Source organism: Pelomonas sp. BJYL3, assembly GCF_027257975.1.
GTDB classification, from domain to species: Bacteria; Pseudomonadota; Gammaproteobacteria; order Burkholderiales; family Burkholderiaceae_C; genus Roseateles_B; species Roseateles_B flavus.
This window is the reverse complement of sequence record NZ_JANZKX010000008.1, coordinates 118,498-136,024: the sequence shown is the minus strand read 5'-3', so window position 1 is coordinate 136,024 and position 17,527 is coordinate 118,498. Positions and strand designations below refer to the sequence as shown.

Sequence of the window (17,527 nt, the reverse complement as noted above, 5' to 3'; positions counted from 1 at the left end):
CCTTGGCGCCCCCAGGCGCTGAATCCTGGGGGCGGTGCTCCATGGCCTGTCAGCGCGACTGCAGGGTCAGGCCTTGCGTCTGCCCCGGGGCGAACTCCAGGCTGTACTCGAAGGACTCGCCGGCGCGCACCGGGTTGCCGTACAGCGGGTCCCGAGTGTCCAGCACCAGGGCCAGGTAGTGGCCGGCGGGCGCGTCATAGGCCGTGGCCACCAGGTCCAGGCCGAGGTTCATGGCCTGCCCGGGCTGGGCCTGGTGCCAGGCGCGGGCGCCATGGGTGATCAGCGTGCCGAAGCCGGCGGCGTCCACGTCATAGAGATAGGCCACGACCATGCCGCGCGCCTGTGAGGGCTTGATGCGCAGCTGCAGGCGGGGGATGCCGCGCAGCTTCAGCGGGCTGCGCAGCCAGTCGCCCTCGTAGCGGATGCCATTGCCCCACAGGATGGTGGCCTGGTGGTTGATCACGGGCAGGCCCACGCTCTCCATCAGGGGCGAGAGCACGGGCAGGGGGCCGCTGCTGGCCGTCGTGTCCGAGCTGTTGCCGATGCGGTCGCTGACCGTGTCGCCGCTGGGCGCGCCGCCCAGGCCGCCAGTCCAGCCGCGGGTGCACACGCAGCGCCAGTCCCAGCGTATGGCGCCGCGGGGCTGCAGGTACAGGGTCTGCGTCTTCAGCTCGGGCGCCGGCCAGTTGGACAGCAGCTCGCGGTAGCCCTGGAACTTGGGCTGCAGGTCGACCTTGGGCTCGGTGTCGATGCCGTTGGCCTCGTTCTTCAGCCAGCGCGCCAGCCAGCGCTGGGCCTGGGTCCAGATGTGCTGGTCCACGCCCAGCACGGCGCCGGGCAGCTCGGCCGAGGCGTGGATGCCGCTTTGCAGCAGCAGCTTCTTGGGCCCGCTCAAGGCGGTGAACAGGGTCATGCTGGAGTTGGGCGAGAACATGTCGTCCTGCCAGTTCTTGACCAGCATGACGGGCACCTGGCGGCTGTTGAGCTGCGGGACCGCACTGCTGGGCGAACGGGCCCAGGCCCAGCTGGCGATCTCGCCGATCTTGGCGGCGGGGGTGTCAGGGTTCTGCAGCAGGCTGTTGTAGCTGGCGACCAGCGGGTCCAGCCGGCCGGTCAGCTGGCCGGAGAGCTGCAGGATGTCCAGCCAGATGGGGTTGGGCACCTCGTTGCGGTACATCTGCTCGATCAGCGAGGCCCAGCCGGACATGGCCACCACGGCCTTGATGCGGCTGTCCCGGGCGGCGGCCAGCAGCGAGAGCCCGGCGCCGTAGGAGATGCCGGCCGAGGCCAGGCGTTGCGGGTCGGCCGGGGTGTTGGCGCTGAGCCAGTCCAGCATGCTGGAGGCGTCCGCCACATCGGCCGGACCGGCCACGCCCACCGTGCCCTCGGAACCCCAGAAGCCCCGCGCGGTGTAGGCAAAGGCCACATAGCCCTGCTGGGCCAGGCGCTGTTGCTGGCCGACGTACTCGAAGAAGTCGGCCGCCGCCCAGCTGCTGATGAACATCACGCCGGGCGCCTTGGCGCCCGAGGGATCCGCCTTGGGCAGGAAGACATTGGCGCTGAGCAGGGTGCCGTCGCTGCCCGGGATCTTGAGTCCGCCGATGAAGCAGGTGCCGTCCCGGGGCGAGGTGACGCCCGGCATCAGCTGGGGCAGGGTGTAGACCGCTGCCTCGGCCGGGGTGGCGCTGCGGCAGCCCAGGGCCTGGGCGCCCAGGGCCAGCAGGCCGAGGCTCACCCCCAGCAGGGCGCCGGCGAGGCGCCGGACCCCCGGCTGGGGGCGTGAAGGAGGTTGGCCGCTCTCGCGGGCGGTGTCGTTTCGCATGGCTTGTCTCCTGTTTGTCGTGACGGCCTTGATGCTGAAATAGCACGACCGTTCGTTTTATTGTTGAAGTGCGCCCAGAAACTGGATAGCAGTGAAATCCCAGCAGAAGCTGCAAAAAGACGACGCCGGCCTGCATCAAGATGACGCAAGCCGGCGTGATTGAAAGAACTGACAGGAGACAGGATCAGGGTGATGTGCTGGGCTGCACGGTCGCCGGCCCCTGCGGCGCGGCTGGGCGGGGTGCCGCGAGGCCGGCCGCCGGTGGGGGCAGCCCCGTGGGCCAGGCATGAGGCAGGGCGTCGGACAGACCGGCGGGCAGCTCGCCCGGCAATACGGCCGAGGCGGCATTGGCAGCTTCCAGCATGGGCTGCCCGGCCTGCAGGGCCTGGCGGAACACCGGCACGAGCCGGGCACTGCCGTACGCGCTGAGGTGGTTGTCATCCATGTACAAGGGCTGTCCTTGATGGCTGGTGGCGCAGCGGCGGGTGTCGCACAGCAGGCTCGTGGGGTCCACGATGCGCACGCCGCATTGCCGGCGAGCGGCATCCTGCGCCTTCCAGATCCAGCCGTTGCGCTCCTGGTAGTCAGCCCAGGCCAGGCCCAGCTCGGGGTCCTGGCCCATGGCCAGTCGGCGGGAGATCAGATGCGGGACGTGGCGCCCGATCTCGGGGATGGGGCGCACCAGCCAGACTGGGCGCTGCGCCGCCAGCTCGCAGCTGTCCCGGATGATCTGGGCCGCGAAATGCCCCAGGCGGTCGGGATCGATGGGACCGCTGGCGGGGAAGTCGATCGCCGGCCTGCGCTCCTCCGGAGGGTCCTCGTTGGCCCCAAGGGCCCGCGAGGCGTAGCGCGACACGAGGATCACGCCCACGTCTGGCGGCAGGGCTCTGATGGTGTCGCGGGCCCACTGGTTGAAGCCGGCGCAGTCGTAGTGGGCGGAGGTCCAGGGCGTGTCGAAGCGGGCGTCGAGCACATAAGGGCAGCCCGAATAGCTCAGCTGCAGCATGGACCTCCCGGCCGGCAGCGCATCCTTGACGGCGCTGACCAGCACCGAGGCATGGCTGTCCCCGAGCAGGACGAAGGCCGGCGGGCCATCCCCGTACTTGCACATGGGCGAGTGCCGGCCCTCGCTGACATGGCAGGCCTTGTTGGCCGAGGAGGGCCGGGCGGCCGCGGCGGCGATGGCCTCCGCAGCGGCCGGCAGGCGCCCAGGCCAGCCCTGGGCCACCCACAAGCCCAGGGCCAGCAGGGCCGGCAGTGCGGTCCAGCTGCCCAGCTGGATCCAGGCCTGCCGTGCCGGCTGGCGGTTGAGGCTGCGCCCGGCGCCTTGCTCCGCCAGTCGCCAGGACAGCTCGGCGAGCCCCAGCATGGCAAGCAGCGCCAGCATCTGGGGCAAGGCCTGCTGGTTGAGACCCAGATAGCTCAGCAGCACGCAGGCCGGCCAGTGCCAGAGGTAGAGGGAGTAGGAGCGGCTGCCCAGGTACTGCAGAGGGGCTGACGCCGTGAGCGGCGAATCCTGCCGGGCTGCCAGCATCATGGCGGCAGTCCCCAGGGTGGGCAGCAGGGCCGGCAGGCCCGGCCAGGGCCAGCGGCCGTCGATGAAGAAGACGCTGCCCACCAGAAGGGCAAAGCCCGCGGCCTCCAGCAGCCTGCGCTGCCGCTCCTGACCCGGGCGCCAGGCCGGCGCCAGGTGCAGCAGGCCGCCCAGCAACATCTCCCAGGCGCGGCTTTGAAGGCCATAGTAGGCGGCCGTCGGGTCCGAGAAGCTCTGCCAGATCGACAGCGCCAGGCTCAGCAGGCCCAGGCCCGCCAGCATCGACCACAGGGCTTTGCGCCCCCATTGCAGGCGCCAGAGGGCCCAGAAGAGGCAGGGCAGGAGCAGGTAGAACTGCCACTCGACCGACAGCGACCACGTGTGCAGCAGCCACTTCTCATGGGAGCTGGCGTCGAAGTAGCCGGCCTCGCCCCAGTACTTGAAGTTGGAGAGGAAGGTCAGGCTTGCCAGGCTGTGCGAGGCCAGCTGCTTGTAGTCCAGCGGCAGGAGCACGCGGGCCCCCAGCAGGAGCAGGCCCAGGCACAGCAGCAGCAGGGCCGGCAGGATGCGCCGGGCCCGGGCCAGCAGGAAGTCGCCGATGGAGACCTTGCCGGCATCGAGGCCCTTCAGCAGGATGCCCGTCATCAGGAAGCCCGAGATCACGAAGAAGGCATCCACCCCCACAAAGCCTCCCCGGAGGCCGGGCACCCCCAGGTGAAACAGTACGACCGACATGACGGCCCACGCGCGCAGGCCGTTGATGTCCCGGCGAAAGCTGGTGGGGGTCGGTGCAGGGGGCGTGCGACGCGTCATGCAGGGAGCGGGTGGCGGATTGGAGACCCCCTGCATTGTGGCGAGCATGCAGCGCCTGTCAGCCCCCTACATGCATTGAAAGGGCGATTTTGACGGCGGTAGGAAACGTCTTGATGCAAGAAGACGGGTTATCAACACATACTGTTTCATCATGACGCGCTTTGCGCGAGGTCGAAACGGTGAGGGGCCCGACTCTGCAGCCGGGCCGATGATCGAGCGGGCGAGCACAGGCCGCCCGCGCCTCACATGAACAGGTGCTCGCCGGCGTTCTCGCCGCCGAGGATCACGTAGTTCACCTTGCGCAGGTCCGCCAGCTGGCGGCCGCCGGCGTAGGAGATGGAGCTCTGGAGGTCTTCGCGCATCTCGCGCACGGTATCGGCGAAGCGGCCCTTGACGGGTTCGAGGATGCGCTTGCCTTCGACGTGCTTGTACTCGCCCTTGTTGAAGTCCGAGGCCGAGCCGTAGTACTCCTTGTAGAGCTTGCCGTCCACCTCCACCGTATTGCCGGGCGATTCCTCATGGCCGGCGAACAGCGAGCCCACCATCACCATCGAGGCGCCGAAACGCACACTCTTGGCGATGTCGCCATGGTGGCGGATGCCGCCGTCCGCAATGATGGGCTTGGTGGCCACGCGCGCACACCACTTCAGCGCCGAGAGCTGCCAGCCGCCCGTGCCGAAGCCGGTCTTGAGCCGGGTGATGCAGACCTTGCCCGGGCCGATGCCCACCTTGGTGGCGTCAGCCCCCCAGTTCTCGAGGTCGATCACGCCCTCGGGCGTGCCCACGTTGCCGGCAATGACGAAGGTGTCCGGCAGCTTCTGCTTGATGTGGGCGATCATGCGCTGAACGCTGTCGGCATGGCCATGGGCGATGTCGATGGTGATGTAGTCGGCGCCCACGCCTTCGGCGGCCAGGCAGTCGATCAGGGCGTAGTCCGCCTCCTTGACGCCGGAGCTGATCGAGACGAAGAGGCCCTTGTCGCGCATGCTGCGGGCATAGGCCACGGCGTCCAGGTCGAAGCGGTGCATCACGTAGAAGTAGCCGTTGGTGGCCAGCCATTCGGTGATGCGCTCATCCACCACCGTCTTCATATTGGCCGGCACCACCGGCAGCTTGAAGCGGCGCGGGCCGAACTCGATCGAGGTGTCGCATTCGGCGCGGCTCTCCACGCGGCACTTGCGCGGCAGGAGGAGGATGTTGTCGTAGTCGAAGATTTCCATGGTTCAAGGGAGTCGCATTGCGGCGTGCGTTGGTGCAGTGCACGGCCTCGGCTGCGAGCGCTTGACTTGGAGTCCCGGTCAGATGCTTGTGGATCCGCGAGGCCTTGCAGCGGGGCAAGGTGCGGGCACAAAAAACCGGGCGCCAAAATTTGGGCCCGGTGATTGATTCTACGCGGAATGCCTGTCCGCAGTGCAAGCGGATTTGGGGGAAGCCGCCAATGGAGCGTGCAGGGCTGCTCGCTACACTTGCCCGCTTCAGCAGGCGCCTCAGGCGCCGCCCACAGGATTTGTCCATGCACGCAGTCGTCATCAGCGGTACCGGCCTCTACCAGCCGCCTCACACCATCAGCAACGCCGAGCTGGTCCAGGCCTTCAACGCCTATGTGGACCGCCACAATGCCGAGCAGGCCGAGGCCATCGCGGCCGGCACGGTGCAGCCGCTGTGCCACTCGAGCGTCGAGTTCATCGAGAAGGCCTCGGGCATCAAGCAGCGCTATGTGCTGGAGAAGGAGGGCGTGCTGGACCCGGCGCGCATGTACCCCCGCTTCGCCGAGCGGCCGGACGAGGCGCTCTCCCTGATGGCCGAGATCGCCGTCGACGCCGCGCGCCAGGCCCTGGCCGCCGCCGGCCGCGAGGGCAAGGACGTGGACATGGTCATCTGCGCCGCCGCCAACATGCAGCGCGCCTACCCGGCCATGGCCATCGAGATCCAGCAGGCCCTGGGCGCCGGCGGCTATGGCTTCGACATGAACGTGGCCTGCTCCTCGGCCACCTTCGCGCTGGAGCAGGCCTGGAACGCCGTGCGCAGCGGCGCCTCGCGCTGCGTGCTGGTGGTGAACCCCGAGATCACCTCGGCCCACCTGGAGTGGAAGGACCGCGACTGCCATTTCATCTTCGGCGACGTCTGCACGGCGTTGCTCGTGGAGCGTGCCGACGAGGCCGTGGCGGCCGAGCAGTGGGAGGTGCTGGGCAGCAAGCTGGCCACGCAGTTCTCCAACAACATCCGCAACAACTTCGGCTTCATGAACCGCAGCGAGGACAGCGACCCCCTGGCCCGCGACAAGACCTTCCGCCAGGAGGGGCGCAAGGTCTTCAAGGAGGTGGTGCCGGTGGCGGCCGCCCATATCGAGGCGCATGTCGCCGCACTGGGCCTGGAGACCACGGCCGTGCGCCGCTACTGGCTGCACCAGGCGAACCTGGGCATGAACCAGCTGATCGTCAAGAAGCTGGTGGGTGGCGAGGCCGGCTCGGACGTCGCGCCGCTGATCCTTGACGAGTTCGCCAACACCGCCTCGGCGGGCTCCATCATCGCCTTCCACCGCCACCGCGCCGATCTGAAGCCGGGTGACACGGGGGTGATCTGCTCCTTCGGTGCCGGCTACTCGGTGGGCAGCCTGGTGGTCCGCCGGCGCTGAGACCCTGGCCCGCCACGGCCGGGAGCGAGGAGGCAGCCCGGACCCGGACGCAGGCATGAAGCGTGCCTGTGCAGCACAAGAATGCAGGAGGAGGCACGACCATGAAGCAGTCGTCAGCATCGCAAGCAGCAGGGCGCAGCGCCCAGTCCGGCGGGGCGCCGGTCCCGGCAGGGCCCGCGACCCGGAGGCAGGCCCGCGGGCATGCCTGGGTGCAAGCCCGGACGACGGGCTGGCTGATGGCCGCGTGCCTGGCTGCCGCGAGCCCGGCCTGGGCCCAGGGCGTGCAGGCGACCGAGCATGCGCTGGGCGCCGGCGATGCCTGTGCCAAGGACCTCGAGGCCATGCCTGCCTTCCTGATGGAGAACGATGCCGGCGCACGCGAGCTGCTGCCTCAGCGCGGCGAGCAGTCCATGGCGGCGGCCTTGCTCAAGGCCCGCAGCGAGGCCGCCCAGATCGCCGATGACAAGGCCTGCCTGGCCCTGCTCAACAACTACCTGAAGCTCTGGCGCAAGGGCCATCTGTGGGTGAGCAGCAGCCCCGGTGCGGAGGCGCTGGCGGCCGCCACGCCGGGTGCCGCGCCTGCCAGCGCCGCGACCACGACCGCGCCCCCCGCTCCCGAGCCGGCGTCCGGCGCTCGCCAGCCCACGCTGCGCCTGCTGACGCCTCGCACGCTGGTCATCCACCTGCCCAGCTTCTCCCCGCAGCACCGTGCGGCCCTGGAGACCCTGCTGCGCAAGCAGCGGGCCGCCTTGCTGAGCCGGCCCAACTGGATCATCGACGTGCGCGACAACGACGGCGGCGCCGACAGCAGCTATGCGCCCCTGCTGCCCTGGCTGCTCGCCGAGCAGCCGGTGAGCGTGGGCGTGGAGTGGCTGTCCACGCCGGCCAACCAGCGTGCCCACGAGCAGATCTGCGCACGCTATGCCCCGGGCGACGCCGCCTGCGTGCTGTTCGCGCAATCGGTGCTGGCCGCGCTGCGGGCGGTGCCCTCGGGCGCCTGGGCGCGCGTGCAGGCCGACCGCTTCGTCTACGAGCGCGGCGTGGTGCCCGAGAAGCGCCGGCCGCAGAAGGTCGCCGTGCTGATGGACCGGGACTGCGGCAGCTCCTGCGAGCAGTTCCTGCTGACGGTGCGCCAGGGCCTGGGCGTCAAGCTCCTGGGGCGGCCCAGCTTCGGCGCGCTGGACTACAGCAATATGCGGCCCTTCACCCTGCCGTCCGGCCGCCGCGACCTCTGGTACGCCACCTCGCGCAGCCTGCGCCTGCCGCAGCTGCCCGTCGATGCCTTCGGCGTCCTGCCCGACATCCTGCTGCCCGAGCTGCAGGGGCCGGGCGATGCCGCCGCGGAGCTGCAGGCCGTGCAGCGCTGGCTGGAAGGCGGCTCGCTGCAGCGCCTGCCTGGCACGGGCGGTGGCAAGCCCTGAGGTCACTGCGGTTCCACTGGCGACCGGATTGGTGGAGCGGTGCTGCGCGGATGGGCCAGGTCACCCGGGCCTGCTCACCCGGGCCTGATCGCCCCAGCCTTGGTCCATCCCGCCGTGTCAGGGTGCCGAGCTGGCCGCGCTGGAGGCCGCTGAAGCTGCGCCGGGCGGCGCGGCCGTGAGGCCGATCTGCTGCAGGCCCGCCGGGCCGGCGAACTCCTCGAAGACCCATTCCTGACCTTCGCGCACCAGGCCTTCGCTGGGCGGCTGGAGCTCGGAGGGCGGCACGCCGCGCAGGGCCACTTCCATGAAGCTGATCCAGGCGGGCAGGGCCAGGCCGCCGCCGCTTTCGCGGTCACCCAGGCTGCGCGGGTTGTCATAGCCGATCCACACCACGGCGGCCATGCGCGGGTGGAAGCCGGCGAACCAGGCGTCCACGGAATCATTGGTGGTGCCGGTCTTGCCGTAGATGTCGGTCCGCTTGAGCTGGCCCGCGGCACGCGCCGCCGTGCCCCGTGTCGTCACTTCCTGCAGCAGGCTGCTGATGGTGAACGCGTTGCGCGCCGAGATGGCAGGCTCGCCCTCGGCCAGCGCCGGGGCCTGGAACAAGACCTGACCCTTGGCGTCGAGCATGCGCTGGATGATCACCGGCTTGCGCAGCTGGCCGCCATTGGCGAACACGGCATAGGCGCCCGCCATCTGCATGGGCGTCACCGAGCCCGAGCCCAGGGCCAGGGTGAGGTTGTCGGGCTGCCGGTCCACGTCCAGGCCGAAGCGCCCCGCCCATTGCCGTGCCCGCGGCGGGCTGACCTGTTCCAGCAGACGGATCGTCACCATGTTCTTGGACTTGGCCAGGGCCGTGCGCATGGGCATGGGGCCGTCGTAGCTGCCGTCGTAGTTGCGCGGCTCCCAGTTGTCATAGACCAGGGGCGCATCGTTGATCTGGGTGTTGGGCGTGACGCCCAGCTCCAGCGCGGCCGAGTAGACGATGGGCTTGAAGCTGGACCCCGGCTGGCGGAAGGCCTGGGTGGCGTGGTTGAACTTGTTGCGGTTGAAATCGAAGCCGCCCACCAGGGCGCGCACCTCGCCGCTGTCAGGCGCCATGGCCACCAGCGCGCCCTCGGCCTCGGGCGATTGCGTCACCGCCCAGGCGCCTTGCGGGTACTCCCTGGTGGGCGAGCCCTTCAGCACCCGCAGGATGGAGCCACGGCGGACCTGCAGCTCGTGCCGTGCCTTGTCCGACAGCGCATTGCCCAGGGCGCGCAGCCCGTCGCCGCTGATCTGGAGCTCGTCCCCGCTCTGCAGCGAGGCATAGAGCTTGCCGCCCGCGACCTTGGTCACGACGGCGGCGCGCAGCTCGTCGTTGTCCGGGTGCTCGGCGAGGGCCTGCGTGATGGCGGCGTCCTCCTCGGCGGGCTCGTCGGGCAGCTCCACAAAGCCTTCCGGGCCGCGCCACGGACGGCGGCGCTCGTACTCCAGCAGGGTCTTGCGCAGGCCGCGGTAGGCCGCCTGCTGCTGGTCGGCGACGAGGGTGGTGTAGACCTTGAGGCCCAGCGTGTAGGCCTCCTCGCCGTACTGGGCGAAGACCTGCTGGCGCACGAGCTCGGCCACGTACTCGCCGTGCAGGCGTTCGTCCTGGCTGCTGCGGATGTGCAGCTTTTCCTCACGGGCGCGGTCGTGCTCCTCGGGGGTGATCACGCCGGTGTCCTTGAGGCGCTCCAGCACCAGCAGCTGGCGGCGCTTGGCGCGCTGGAAGTTGGCGACCGGGTTGGCGTAGGCCGGGTTCTGCGGCAGGCCGGCCAGCATGGCGGTCTCGGCCACATCCAGGTCCTTGAGCGACTTGCCGAAGTAGGTCTGCGCCGCGGCCTCGAAGCCATAGGCCTTCTGCCCCAGGTAGATCTGGTTCATGTAGACCTCGAGGATCTTCTCCTTGGGGAGCTGGCTCTCGATCTTCAGGGCCAGCAGCATCTCGATGAACTTGCGGCTGTAGAGCTGGCGCTTGGTCAGGTAGAGGTCGCGCGCCAGCTGCTGGGTGATGGTGGACGCGCCCTGTTTGCGGCTGCTGACGGTGTTGCTGAGCATCGCCCGCAGGATGCCCGTGTAGCTGATGCCGCCATGATCGTAGAAGGCCGAATCCTCGACGGCCAGCAGCGCATCCTGCATGCGCTTGGGGATGTCCTTCAGCGGCAGGTAGCTGCGGCGCTCGGCGCCGAACTCGCCGATCAGCACATCGTCGGAGGTGTAGATGCGCAGGGGCTGCTTCGGTTGGTAGTCCGTCAGCTTGTCCAGCGAGGGCAGGGAGGGGTAGATGAAGGCGGCAGCCACGCCCAGCAGCAGCAGGAGGGCCAGTGGCAGGCCGAGTCCGATCCAGAGCAGCAGCTTGCGGGACGCCCATCCCCCTTGTCGTGAAGAGAACTTGGAGGCAGGCCGTGTGATGAAGCGATGCATGGGGTACGGAAGGCTCAAGATTGCGCATGATTATGGGCTTTGGAAAAGCCATCCCCCCCAGCGGGGGTGGCTCTGTTCGTTGCATGTGGGGAGAAAACTCTCAAAGTCCGCGGCCTGGATTGCCCCCTCGACATGCAAAATGCCCGGTACTCAAAAATCAAGCTGGAGGTTGAGGCATGGACTCGGCCATGAGGAGAAGGGCGCTGCTCAAGCGCACTGCACAATGGGCGGCATTGGCGCTGCCGTCGATGCACCTGGCCATTGCTCAGGGGACGCATGAGGGCGATGAGGAGCCTGGTGAAACGGAGATGCGGGGGCCGGCGCGCGCGCCCCTGCCGCTGAAGAGCTTCAGCCGCCGCCCGCTGATGGAGCGGCTGGCCCTTGCTCCGGACGGCAAGCGTTTCGCAGCACTGGTCAACGCTGAAGCGGGGACGATGCTCATCGTCCGCAGCACCACCGGTGGCACGCCACAGGCACTGATGTCCACGGATAACCTGGAGTTCATGTTCAGCTGGATCCGCTGGGTCAACAACGATCGGCTGGTCCTGGGGCTGCGCTATCCGTCCCGGCGCGAAGAGCGTTTTCTCGGATCCTGGGCCACCATGGAGACCCGCCTGGTGGCCATCAATGCGGATGGCAGCAACCCCATCAACCTGGTCAAGCCCCGTGGGGCCGCCGCCAAGGACCTGCGATGGGCGCAGGTGCAGGACGAGGTGCTGGACTTTCTGCCGGATGGCAAACATGTGCTCCTGCAGCTGCCGTCCAATGATCGCAATGTCGACACGGCTGTCTTCAAGGTCCATGTGGACACCGCCGAGCGGTCCACCTATTTCACGGCGCGGGATCGCATCTATGACTGGGTGACCGACGCTTCCCACCAGATCCGCGTCGGCCTGGGACGCACCGAGCAAGGCAGCACCACCATCTGGGTATGCGATGCCGACGGCTCGAACTGGCGCAAGATCAGCGAGTACGGGGCATTCGACCGCGCACGCCTGTCGCCCATGGGTTTCGGCCTGGATCCCAACCAGCTGTACGTCCAGGCCCTGCATGAAGGCTTGACGGCAGTCTTCACGCTGGACATCAGCAAGGCCGACAGTCAGCCGGTGCTGAAGCTGGCCCATCCGCGCTATTCGCTGGACGGCGCCCTGATCCACGACGAACGGGGCGAGGCTGTAGGGGTTCGCAACGCCGTGCTGGGTGAGACCGCCAGCTTCTATTGGGATGCTAGGTACAAGGCCTGGCAGAAGGAGATCGATGAAGCCCTGCCCAAGCGCTTCAATCAGCTCTACGCCGGTGCACGCAATGGGCAGGATTTCGTTGTCACCTCTGAGTAGGTGAGCCGGCCCGTGGCCTTCTACCTGGCGAACCTGGGCCCTTCGCCCAGTCTCACGCTGCTCTCGGAGACCTATCCCGAACTGCAGGACAAGGCCTTGGGCAGGAAGCGGCATTTCATGTTCAAGGCACGGGACGGCATGGAGCTGCATGCCATCGGCACGGCGCCCCCCGGGGTAAGGAAGCCGGCGATGCTGCCCACGGTGGTGTTTCCCCATGGCGGGCCTCAGTCCTCCGATGGTCTGGAATTCGACAGCTGGGCCATGTTCATGGCGGATCGCGGCTACTTCGTGATTCAACCCAACTTCAGGGGCTCGACCGGCTATGGGCAAGCCTATTTGGAAGCAGGCCTGCGCCGCTGGGGACTGGCCATGCAGGAGGACTTGGAGGATGTCCTGCAGCACTGTGTCGGCAAAGGCTGGTGCGACCCTCAGCGCGTGGCGATCGCCGGGGCCAGCTACGGCGGCTATGCCGCCTTGATGGGGGTCGTGAAGACACCGGATCTCTACCGCGGGGCCTTCGCCTTTGCTCCGGTCACGGATCTGGTCGACATGGCCAGCGAGGCGGGGCAGGGCAGCCGTCGAGAGGCTGTCCGGCGCCAGGTGGGCGATGCGCGCGACGACGCCGAGCGCCTGCGTGCCACCTCACCCTGCCTGCATGCCGATCGCATCCAGGTGCCCGTCGTTCTCTGCCATGGCACCCATGACCGGCAGGCGGCTTACCAGCACTCGGTCAAGATGGCCGAGGCCCTGAAGAAGGCCGGCAAGCCGCACAGCTTCCATACCTTCGAGAAGGGGGATCATCAGCTGAGCCACCAGGCCTACCGCGACCAGCTCTTCGGCCACCTGGAGAAGTTCCTGGCCCAGGTCCTGGCGCCCAGGGGCTGAGCCCTGGGGCCGGCCTCGTCCGCCTTGCTGCGGATGGGGCCGGCGTCGCGCCCTCCCGGATGGGGTATCGTGCGGGCCCATGCAGACCCTCAGCTTTCTCTGGCACGACTACGAGACCTTCGGCCGCGTGCCTCGCCATGACCGCCCCGCCCAGTTCGCCGGCATCCGCACCGACGCCGAGCTCAACGAGATCGGCGAGCCCCTGGCCCTCTACTGCCAGCCCTCGCCGGACTACCTGCCCGACCCCGAGTCCTGCCTGCTGACCGGCATCCTGCCCCAGCAATGCCAGCTCGAGGGCGTGCCGGAGCGCGAGTTCGCCGCTCGCATCGAGGCTGCACTGGCCCAGCCCGGCACGGTCGGCGTGGGCTACAACACCCTGCGCTTCGACGATGAGGTCACCCGCTTCCTCTTCTGGCGCAACCTCATCGACCCCTACGCCCGCGAGTGGCAGAACGACTGCGGCCGCTGGGACCTGCTGGACGTGCTGCGCTGCACTTTCGCCCTGCGCCCCGAGGGCATCGAGTGGCCGCGCCATGAGGACGGCCGCGTGTCCTTCAAGCTGGAGGACCTCAGCCGCGCCAACGGCCTGGCCCACGAGCAGGCCCATGACGCGGTGTCCGACGTCCGGGCCACCATCGCCCTGGCCCGCCTGGTACGCCAGAAGCAGCCCCGTCTTTTCGACTTCTGCCTCAAGCTGCGCAAGAAGGAGGCGGTCTGGGCGGAGATCGGGGTGAACCGCCCCTTCTGGCACATCTCCGGCATGTATGGCGTGGAGCGGGGCTGCCTGGCCCTGGTCTGGCCCCTGGCGCCCCACCCGAGCAACAAGAACGAGCTGATCGTCTGGGACCTGTCCCATGACCCGTCCGAGCTCTTCACCCTGGACGCCGAGGCCGTGCGCGCACGGCTCTTCACCCGTCAGTCCGAGCTGCCCGAGGGGCAGGTGCGCCTGCCCATCAAGTCCATCCACGTCAACAAGTCACCTGTGGTGATCGGCAACCTGGCCACCGTCAACGACGCCCTGGCCCAGCACTGGGGCCTGGACAAGGCGCAGGCCCTGGCCCATGCCCAGCTGCTGGCCGAGAAGGGCGGGGCGCTGGCGGGGCTGTGGTCGCGGGTCTACCAGCGCGAAGCCCTGCCGCCCCTGGACGTGGACGAAGACCTCTACGGCGGCTTCGTCGGCAATGAGGACCGCCGCCAGCTGCAGCGCCTGCGCACCCTGGACGGCGCCGCCCTGGCCGAGCGCGTGGCCGCCGGCCGCATTGCCTTCGAGGACGGCCGCCTGGAGGAGCTGCTGTTCCGCTACCGCGCCCGCAACTTCCCCGGCTCCCTCACGGAAGCCGAACAGGCGCGCTGGCAGCAGCACTGCGTGGCACGCCTGCACGGCGGCGAGGGCGGCGCCCTGAGCCTCAGCGCCTTCTTCGAGCGCATCGACGCCCTGGGCGAGCAAGCCGACCACGCCGAGGACGAGCGCAGCCAGGAGATCCTCGGCGCCCTGTATGACTACGCCGAGTCCATCGCACCCCCGCTGTGAGCTCGGCCGTCACCCGGCATGACATCGCTCACGAGGCCCCGCCCCTGCGAGTGTGGGGGTGTCCCTGCTGCAATCTTCGGCGCTTGAGGGCATGATCCCGCCGCAAACCTTCGGAGACATTGACTTGAAACTGCGCGCCCGACGTCTGAGCCTTCCCCTGGTCCTGAGTGTGAGCCTGCTGGCTGCCTGCGGTGGCAAGAGTGAAGAGGAGTTGATGGCCTCCGCCAAGACGGCCCTGCAGCAGCAGGATGCCAAGACGGCCACCATCGAGCTCAAGAACCTCCTGCAGAAGAATCCGTCCAGCCCGGAAGGCCGCTTCCTGCTGGGCAAGGCCCTGCTGGACGGCGGTGACCTCGCCAGCGCCGAGATCGAGCTGCGGCGCGCCCTGGAATACAAGCACCCCCAGGAGCAGGTGCTGCCGCTGCTGGTGCAGGTGATGCTGAGCCAGGGCCAGCTGAAGAAGGTGCTCAGCGACTACGGCAGCACGCGCCTGGCCGACAAGTCCGCCCAGGCCGCCCTGGACGCCCAGCTCAGCGCCGCCGCCCTGGGCACCGGCGACAAGGACCGCGCCCGCCAGCTGGCCGATGCCGCCGTGGCCGGCGACCCGGGCTCCGAGCAGGCCAGCCTGGCCCAGGCGCGCATCCTGTCCAGCCAGCAGGCCTTCGACGAGGCCGTGCAGCGCCTGGACGAACTGCTCAAGACCCACCCCAAGTCCGTCAATGCCCTGCTGTTCAAGGCCCAGCTGCAGCTGCGCGCCCTGAACCAGCCCGCGGAGGCCACCAAGACCTTCCAGCAGCTGCTGGCGGTGCGGCCGGACCAGTTCGATGCCCATGACGCCCTGCTGAGCCTGGCCCTGGCCCGCAATGACGTGGACGCCGCCCGCCAGCAGCTGGCCGCCATGAAGAAGGCCGGCGTGCCGGGTGGCCGTTCGGCCCTGCTGGAGGCCAAGGTCGAGATGGCCGCCGGCAACTACAGCCGCGCCAAGGAGCTGGTGCAGGCCCTGCGCCGTGGTGCGCCCGAGCACCTGGGCCTGCTGAGCATGGCCGCCATGGCCGAGGCGCGGCTGGGCAATTACAGCGAGGCCGAGGCCCTGTCGGCCAAGGCCGTCCAGCTGGCACCGCAGTCATCCCAGCTGCGCTACCAGCACGCCCAGGCCCTGATCAAGCTGCGCCAGCCGGCCAAGGCCCTGGCGGCCCTGAAGCCGCTGCTGGACAGCAGCAGCAAGGACAGCGAGGCCCTGGCCCTGGCCGGCCAGGCCAGCATGCTGCTGGGCGAGCAGAAGCAGGCCGAGGACTTCTTCAAGAGGGCCTCGGCCCTGCGCCCCGAGGACCAGCGCTACCGCGCGGCCCTGGCCATCGGCCAGCTGGGCCGGGGCGGCTCCGGAGAGGCGGCGCTGAGCGAGCTCAGCAGCATCGCCGCCACCGAGAAGGGCACGGGCGTGGACCTGGCCCTGATCAGCGCCCTGGCCGGCCGCCGCGACTACGCCGGCGCGCTCAAGGCCATCGAGGGCCTGGAACGCAAGCAGCCCGACTCAGTGGACGTGCCGCTGCTGCGCGGCCGCGTGCAACTGGCCCAGGGCAATCTGACCGAGGCCCGCAAGTCCTTCGACACCGTGCTCAAGAAGGACCCCAAGATGCTGCTGGCGGTGGGCGGCCTGGTGACCATTGACGTCAACGAGAAGAAGCCCGACCAGGCCCGCACGCGCCTGGAGGCCTACATCAAGGACAACCCCAAGAACTCGCAGGCCCTGCGCGCCCTGGCCGAACTGGATGCGCAGCTGGGCAAGCCGCACGAGCAGATCCTCAAGACGCTCAATGAGGCCGTGCGCGTCGACCCCAACGACGCCATGGCCCGCGAGATGCTTCTCGACGTGCTGCTCGCCGGCCGCGACGCCAAGCTCACGCTCAGCACCGCGCAGGCGGCTGTGGCGGCCATCCCGAACAATGTCGAGCTGCTGGAACGCCTGGCGCGCGCCCAGCTGGCGGCGGGCGAGAACGGCCAGGCCCTGAGTACCTTCGGCAAGATCACCTCGCTGATGCCGGAATCCGGCGTGGGCCAGCTGGGCACGGCCGGCGTGCAGATCATCAACAAGGACTACCAGGCGGCGCAGCGCGAGCTGAAGAAGCTGCTGGACGTGAAGCCGGACGACCTCCAGGGCCGCGCCATGGCCATCCAAGTGGAGCTGCAGCTGAAGCGCCCGCAGGAGGCCCTGGCCCTGGCCAAGGATCTCCAGACCCGCCACCCCAAGGCCGCGGCCGGCTACCTGGCCGAGGGCGTCGTCCAGCAGGAGCTCGGCGCGACCGAGCCGGCGCTGGCCGCCATGCGCAAAGCCCTGTCTCTGGAGCAACCGGGTGAGGCGCCGTTGCGCCTGCATGCCCTGCTGCGCAAGGCCCGCCGCGCCGCCGAGGCCGACAGCTTTGCCGAGGGCTGGCTCAAGTCCCACCCCGAGGACACCACCTTCGGCCTCTACCTCGCAGACCTTGCCCTGGCCAGCGGCGACTATCCCGGTGCCGAGAAGCACTACCGCGCCCTGCTGGCCAAGCGCCAGGACCTGGTCGGTGCCCTGAACAACATGGCCTGGCTGCTGAGCGTGCAGAAGAAGCCCGGCGCCCTGGACTACGCCCAGAAGGCCCTGGCCCTGGCGCCCGAGCAGCCCGCGATCATGGACACCTATGCCAGCGCCCTGGCCGCCGAAGGGCAGTCCAAGAAGGCCCTGGAGGTGCAGCGCCAGGTGGTCCAGCTCTCGCCCGAGGTGCCCACCTACCGCCTGGCCCTGGCCCGTTACCTGCTCGCCGCCGGCGAGAAGGCACCGGCGCGCCAGGAACTGCAGCAGCTGAGCAAGCTGGGCAAGGGCTTCCCGCAGCAGGACGAGGTCAACAAGCTGCTGGCGGAGGCCAATCGCTGAAGGGCTGAAGGCGCCCCTTGCAGGCCGGGCTCCAAGCGTCCCGGCTTTGCTCTCTTGTCACTGCGGCCCCGTGTCGCCTGACATCGATGCGGGCGCGCCGGTGCGAGCCTGCCCGTTCAAGGTCTCGCTGGCGGCCGCATGGGGATGGGCCACCCGGGCGTCCTGAGGGGCAGGTCTTGACGGCGCCCTCGCGATCGAT

The 17,527-nt window shown here is 69.1% G+C and carries 10 protein-coding genes; 6 read left to right on the top strand and 4 right to left on the bottom strand.

All coding sequences use genetic code 11. The features are described from left to right. Positions 1-49 precede the first annotated feature (49 nt). From O9Y01_RS21620 to O9Y01_RS21610, 3 genes are all read right to left on the bottom strand, one after another. Positions 50-1,822, bottom strand: a complete 1,773-nt coding sequence (locus O9Y01_RS21620; protein ID WP_269633727.1) for a CocE/NonD family hydrolase — start codon at positions 1,820-1,822, stop codon at positions 50-52. Between the two features lie 184 nt (positions 1,823-2,006). Then, positions 2,007-4,169: an acyltransferase family protein gene (locus tag O9Y01_RS21615; RefSeq protein WP_269633726.1), complete on the bottom strand. Its 2,163-nt coding sequence runs from the start codon at positions 4,167-4,169 to the stop codon at positions 2,007-2,009. Between the two features lie 242 nt (positions 4,170-4,411). Continuing rightward, the gene (locus O9Y01_RS21610) at positions 4,412-5,389 is read right to left on the bottom strand and encodes a GMP reductase (RefSeq protein ID WP_269633725.1); all 978 of its coding nucleotides are present in this window, start codon (positions 5,387-5,389) and stop codon (positions 4,412-4,414) included. Positions 5,390-5,682: 293 nt separating this feature from the next. Between O9Y01_RS21610 and O9Y01_RS21605 the strand changes: the two genes are divergently transcribed. Together O9Y01_RS21605 and O9Y01_RS21600 are read left to right on the top strand one after the other, a co-directional pair. After that, positions 5,683-6,804 (top strand): beta-ketoacyl-ACP synthase III, encoded by a 1,122-nt coding sequence (locus O9Y01_RS21605; protein ID WP_269633723.1) that lies wholly within the window; start codon positions 5,683-5,685, stop codon positions 6,802-6,804. A gap of 209 nt (positions 6,805-7,013) precedes the next feature. Beyond that, the gene (locus tag O9Y01_RS21600) at positions 7,014-8,225 is read left to right on the top strand and encodes a S41 family peptidase (protein WP_269633722.1); all 1,212 of its coding nucleotides are present in this window, start codon (positions 7,014-7,016) and stop codon (positions 8,223-8,225) included. 117 nt (positions 8,226-8,342) lie between these two features. On the opposite strand, the gene O9Y01_RS21595 is transcribed toward O9Y01_RS21600, so the two are convergent. Next, the gene (locus O9Y01_RS21595) at positions 8,343-10,670 is read right to left on the bottom strand and encodes a penicillin-binding protein 1A (protein ID WP_269633721.1); all 2,328 of its coding nucleotides are present in this window, start codon (positions 10,668-10,670) and stop codon (positions 8,343-8,345) included. 188 nt (positions 10,671-10,858) lie between these two features. On the opposite strand from O9Y01_RS21595, the gene O9Y01_RS21590 reads away from it, so the two are divergent. The 4 genes from O9Y01_RS21590 to prsT all read left to right on the top strand — a co-directional run bounded on the left by O9Y01_RS21590 (position 10,859) and on the right by prsT (position 17,328). Further along, positions 10,859-12,007 carry a hypothetical protein gene (locus O9Y01_RS21590; RefSeq protein ID WP_269633720.1) on the top strand — a complete coding sequence of 383 codons (1,149 nt, stop codon included), beginning with the start codon at positions 10,859-10,861 and terminating at the stop codon, positions 12,005-12,007. Between the two features lie 12 nt (positions 12,008-12,019). After that, positions 12,020-12,892: an alpha/beta hydrolase family protein gene (locus tag O9Y01_RS21585; RefSeq protein ID WP_269633719.1), complete on the top strand. Its 873-nt coding sequence runs from the start codon at positions 12,020-12,022 to the stop codon at positions 12,890-12,892. Positions 12,893-12,971: 79 nt separating this feature from the next. Next, a complete protein-coding gene (sbcB, locus tag O9Y01_RS21580; protein WP_269633718.1) occupies positions 12,972-14,423 on the top strand; it encodes an exodeoxyribonuclease I in 1,452 nt (483 codons plus the stop codon). A gap of 124 nt (positions 14,424-14,547) precedes the next feature. Continuing rightward, positions 14,548-17,328, top strand: a complete 2,781-nt coding sequence (prsT, locus tag O9Y01_RS21575) for an XrtA/PEP-CTERM system TPR-repeat protein PrsT (protein ID WP_269633717.1) — start codon at positions 14,548-14,550, stop codon at positions 17,326-17,328. Positions 17,329-17,527: the final 199 nt, after the last annotated feature.

Bases quoted from the DNA above. Each gene is read 5' to 3' on its own strand.
- O9Y01_RS21620 (WP_269633727.1), bottom strand. From the start codon at position 1,822: ATGCGAAACGACACCGCCCGCGAGAGCGGCCAACCTCCTTCACGCCCC.
- O9Y01_RS21615 (WP_269633726.1), bottom strand. From the start codon at position 4,169: ATGACGCGTCGCACGCCCCCTGCACCGACCCCCACCAGCTTTCGCCGG.
- O9Y01_RS21610 (WP_269633725.1), bottom strand. From the start codon at position 5,389: ATGGAAATCTTCGACTACGACAACATCCTCCTCCTGCCGCGCAAGTGC.
- O9Y01_RS21605 (WP_269633723.1), top strand. From the start codon at position 5,683: ATGCACGCAGTCGTCATCAGCGGTACCGGCCTCTACCAGCCGCCTCAC.
- O9Y01_RS21595 (WP_269633721.1), bottom strand. From the start codon at position 10,670: ATGCATCGCTTCATCACACGGCCTGCCTCCAAGTTCTCTTCACGACAA.
- O9Y01_RS21590 (WP_269633720.1), top strand. From the start codon at position 10,859: ATGAGGAGAAGGGCGCTGCTCAAGCGCACTGCACAATGGGCGGCATTG.
- sbcB (WP_269633718.1), top strand. From the start codon at position 12,972: ATGCAGACCCTCAGCTTTCTCTGGCACGACTACGAGACCTTCGGCCGC.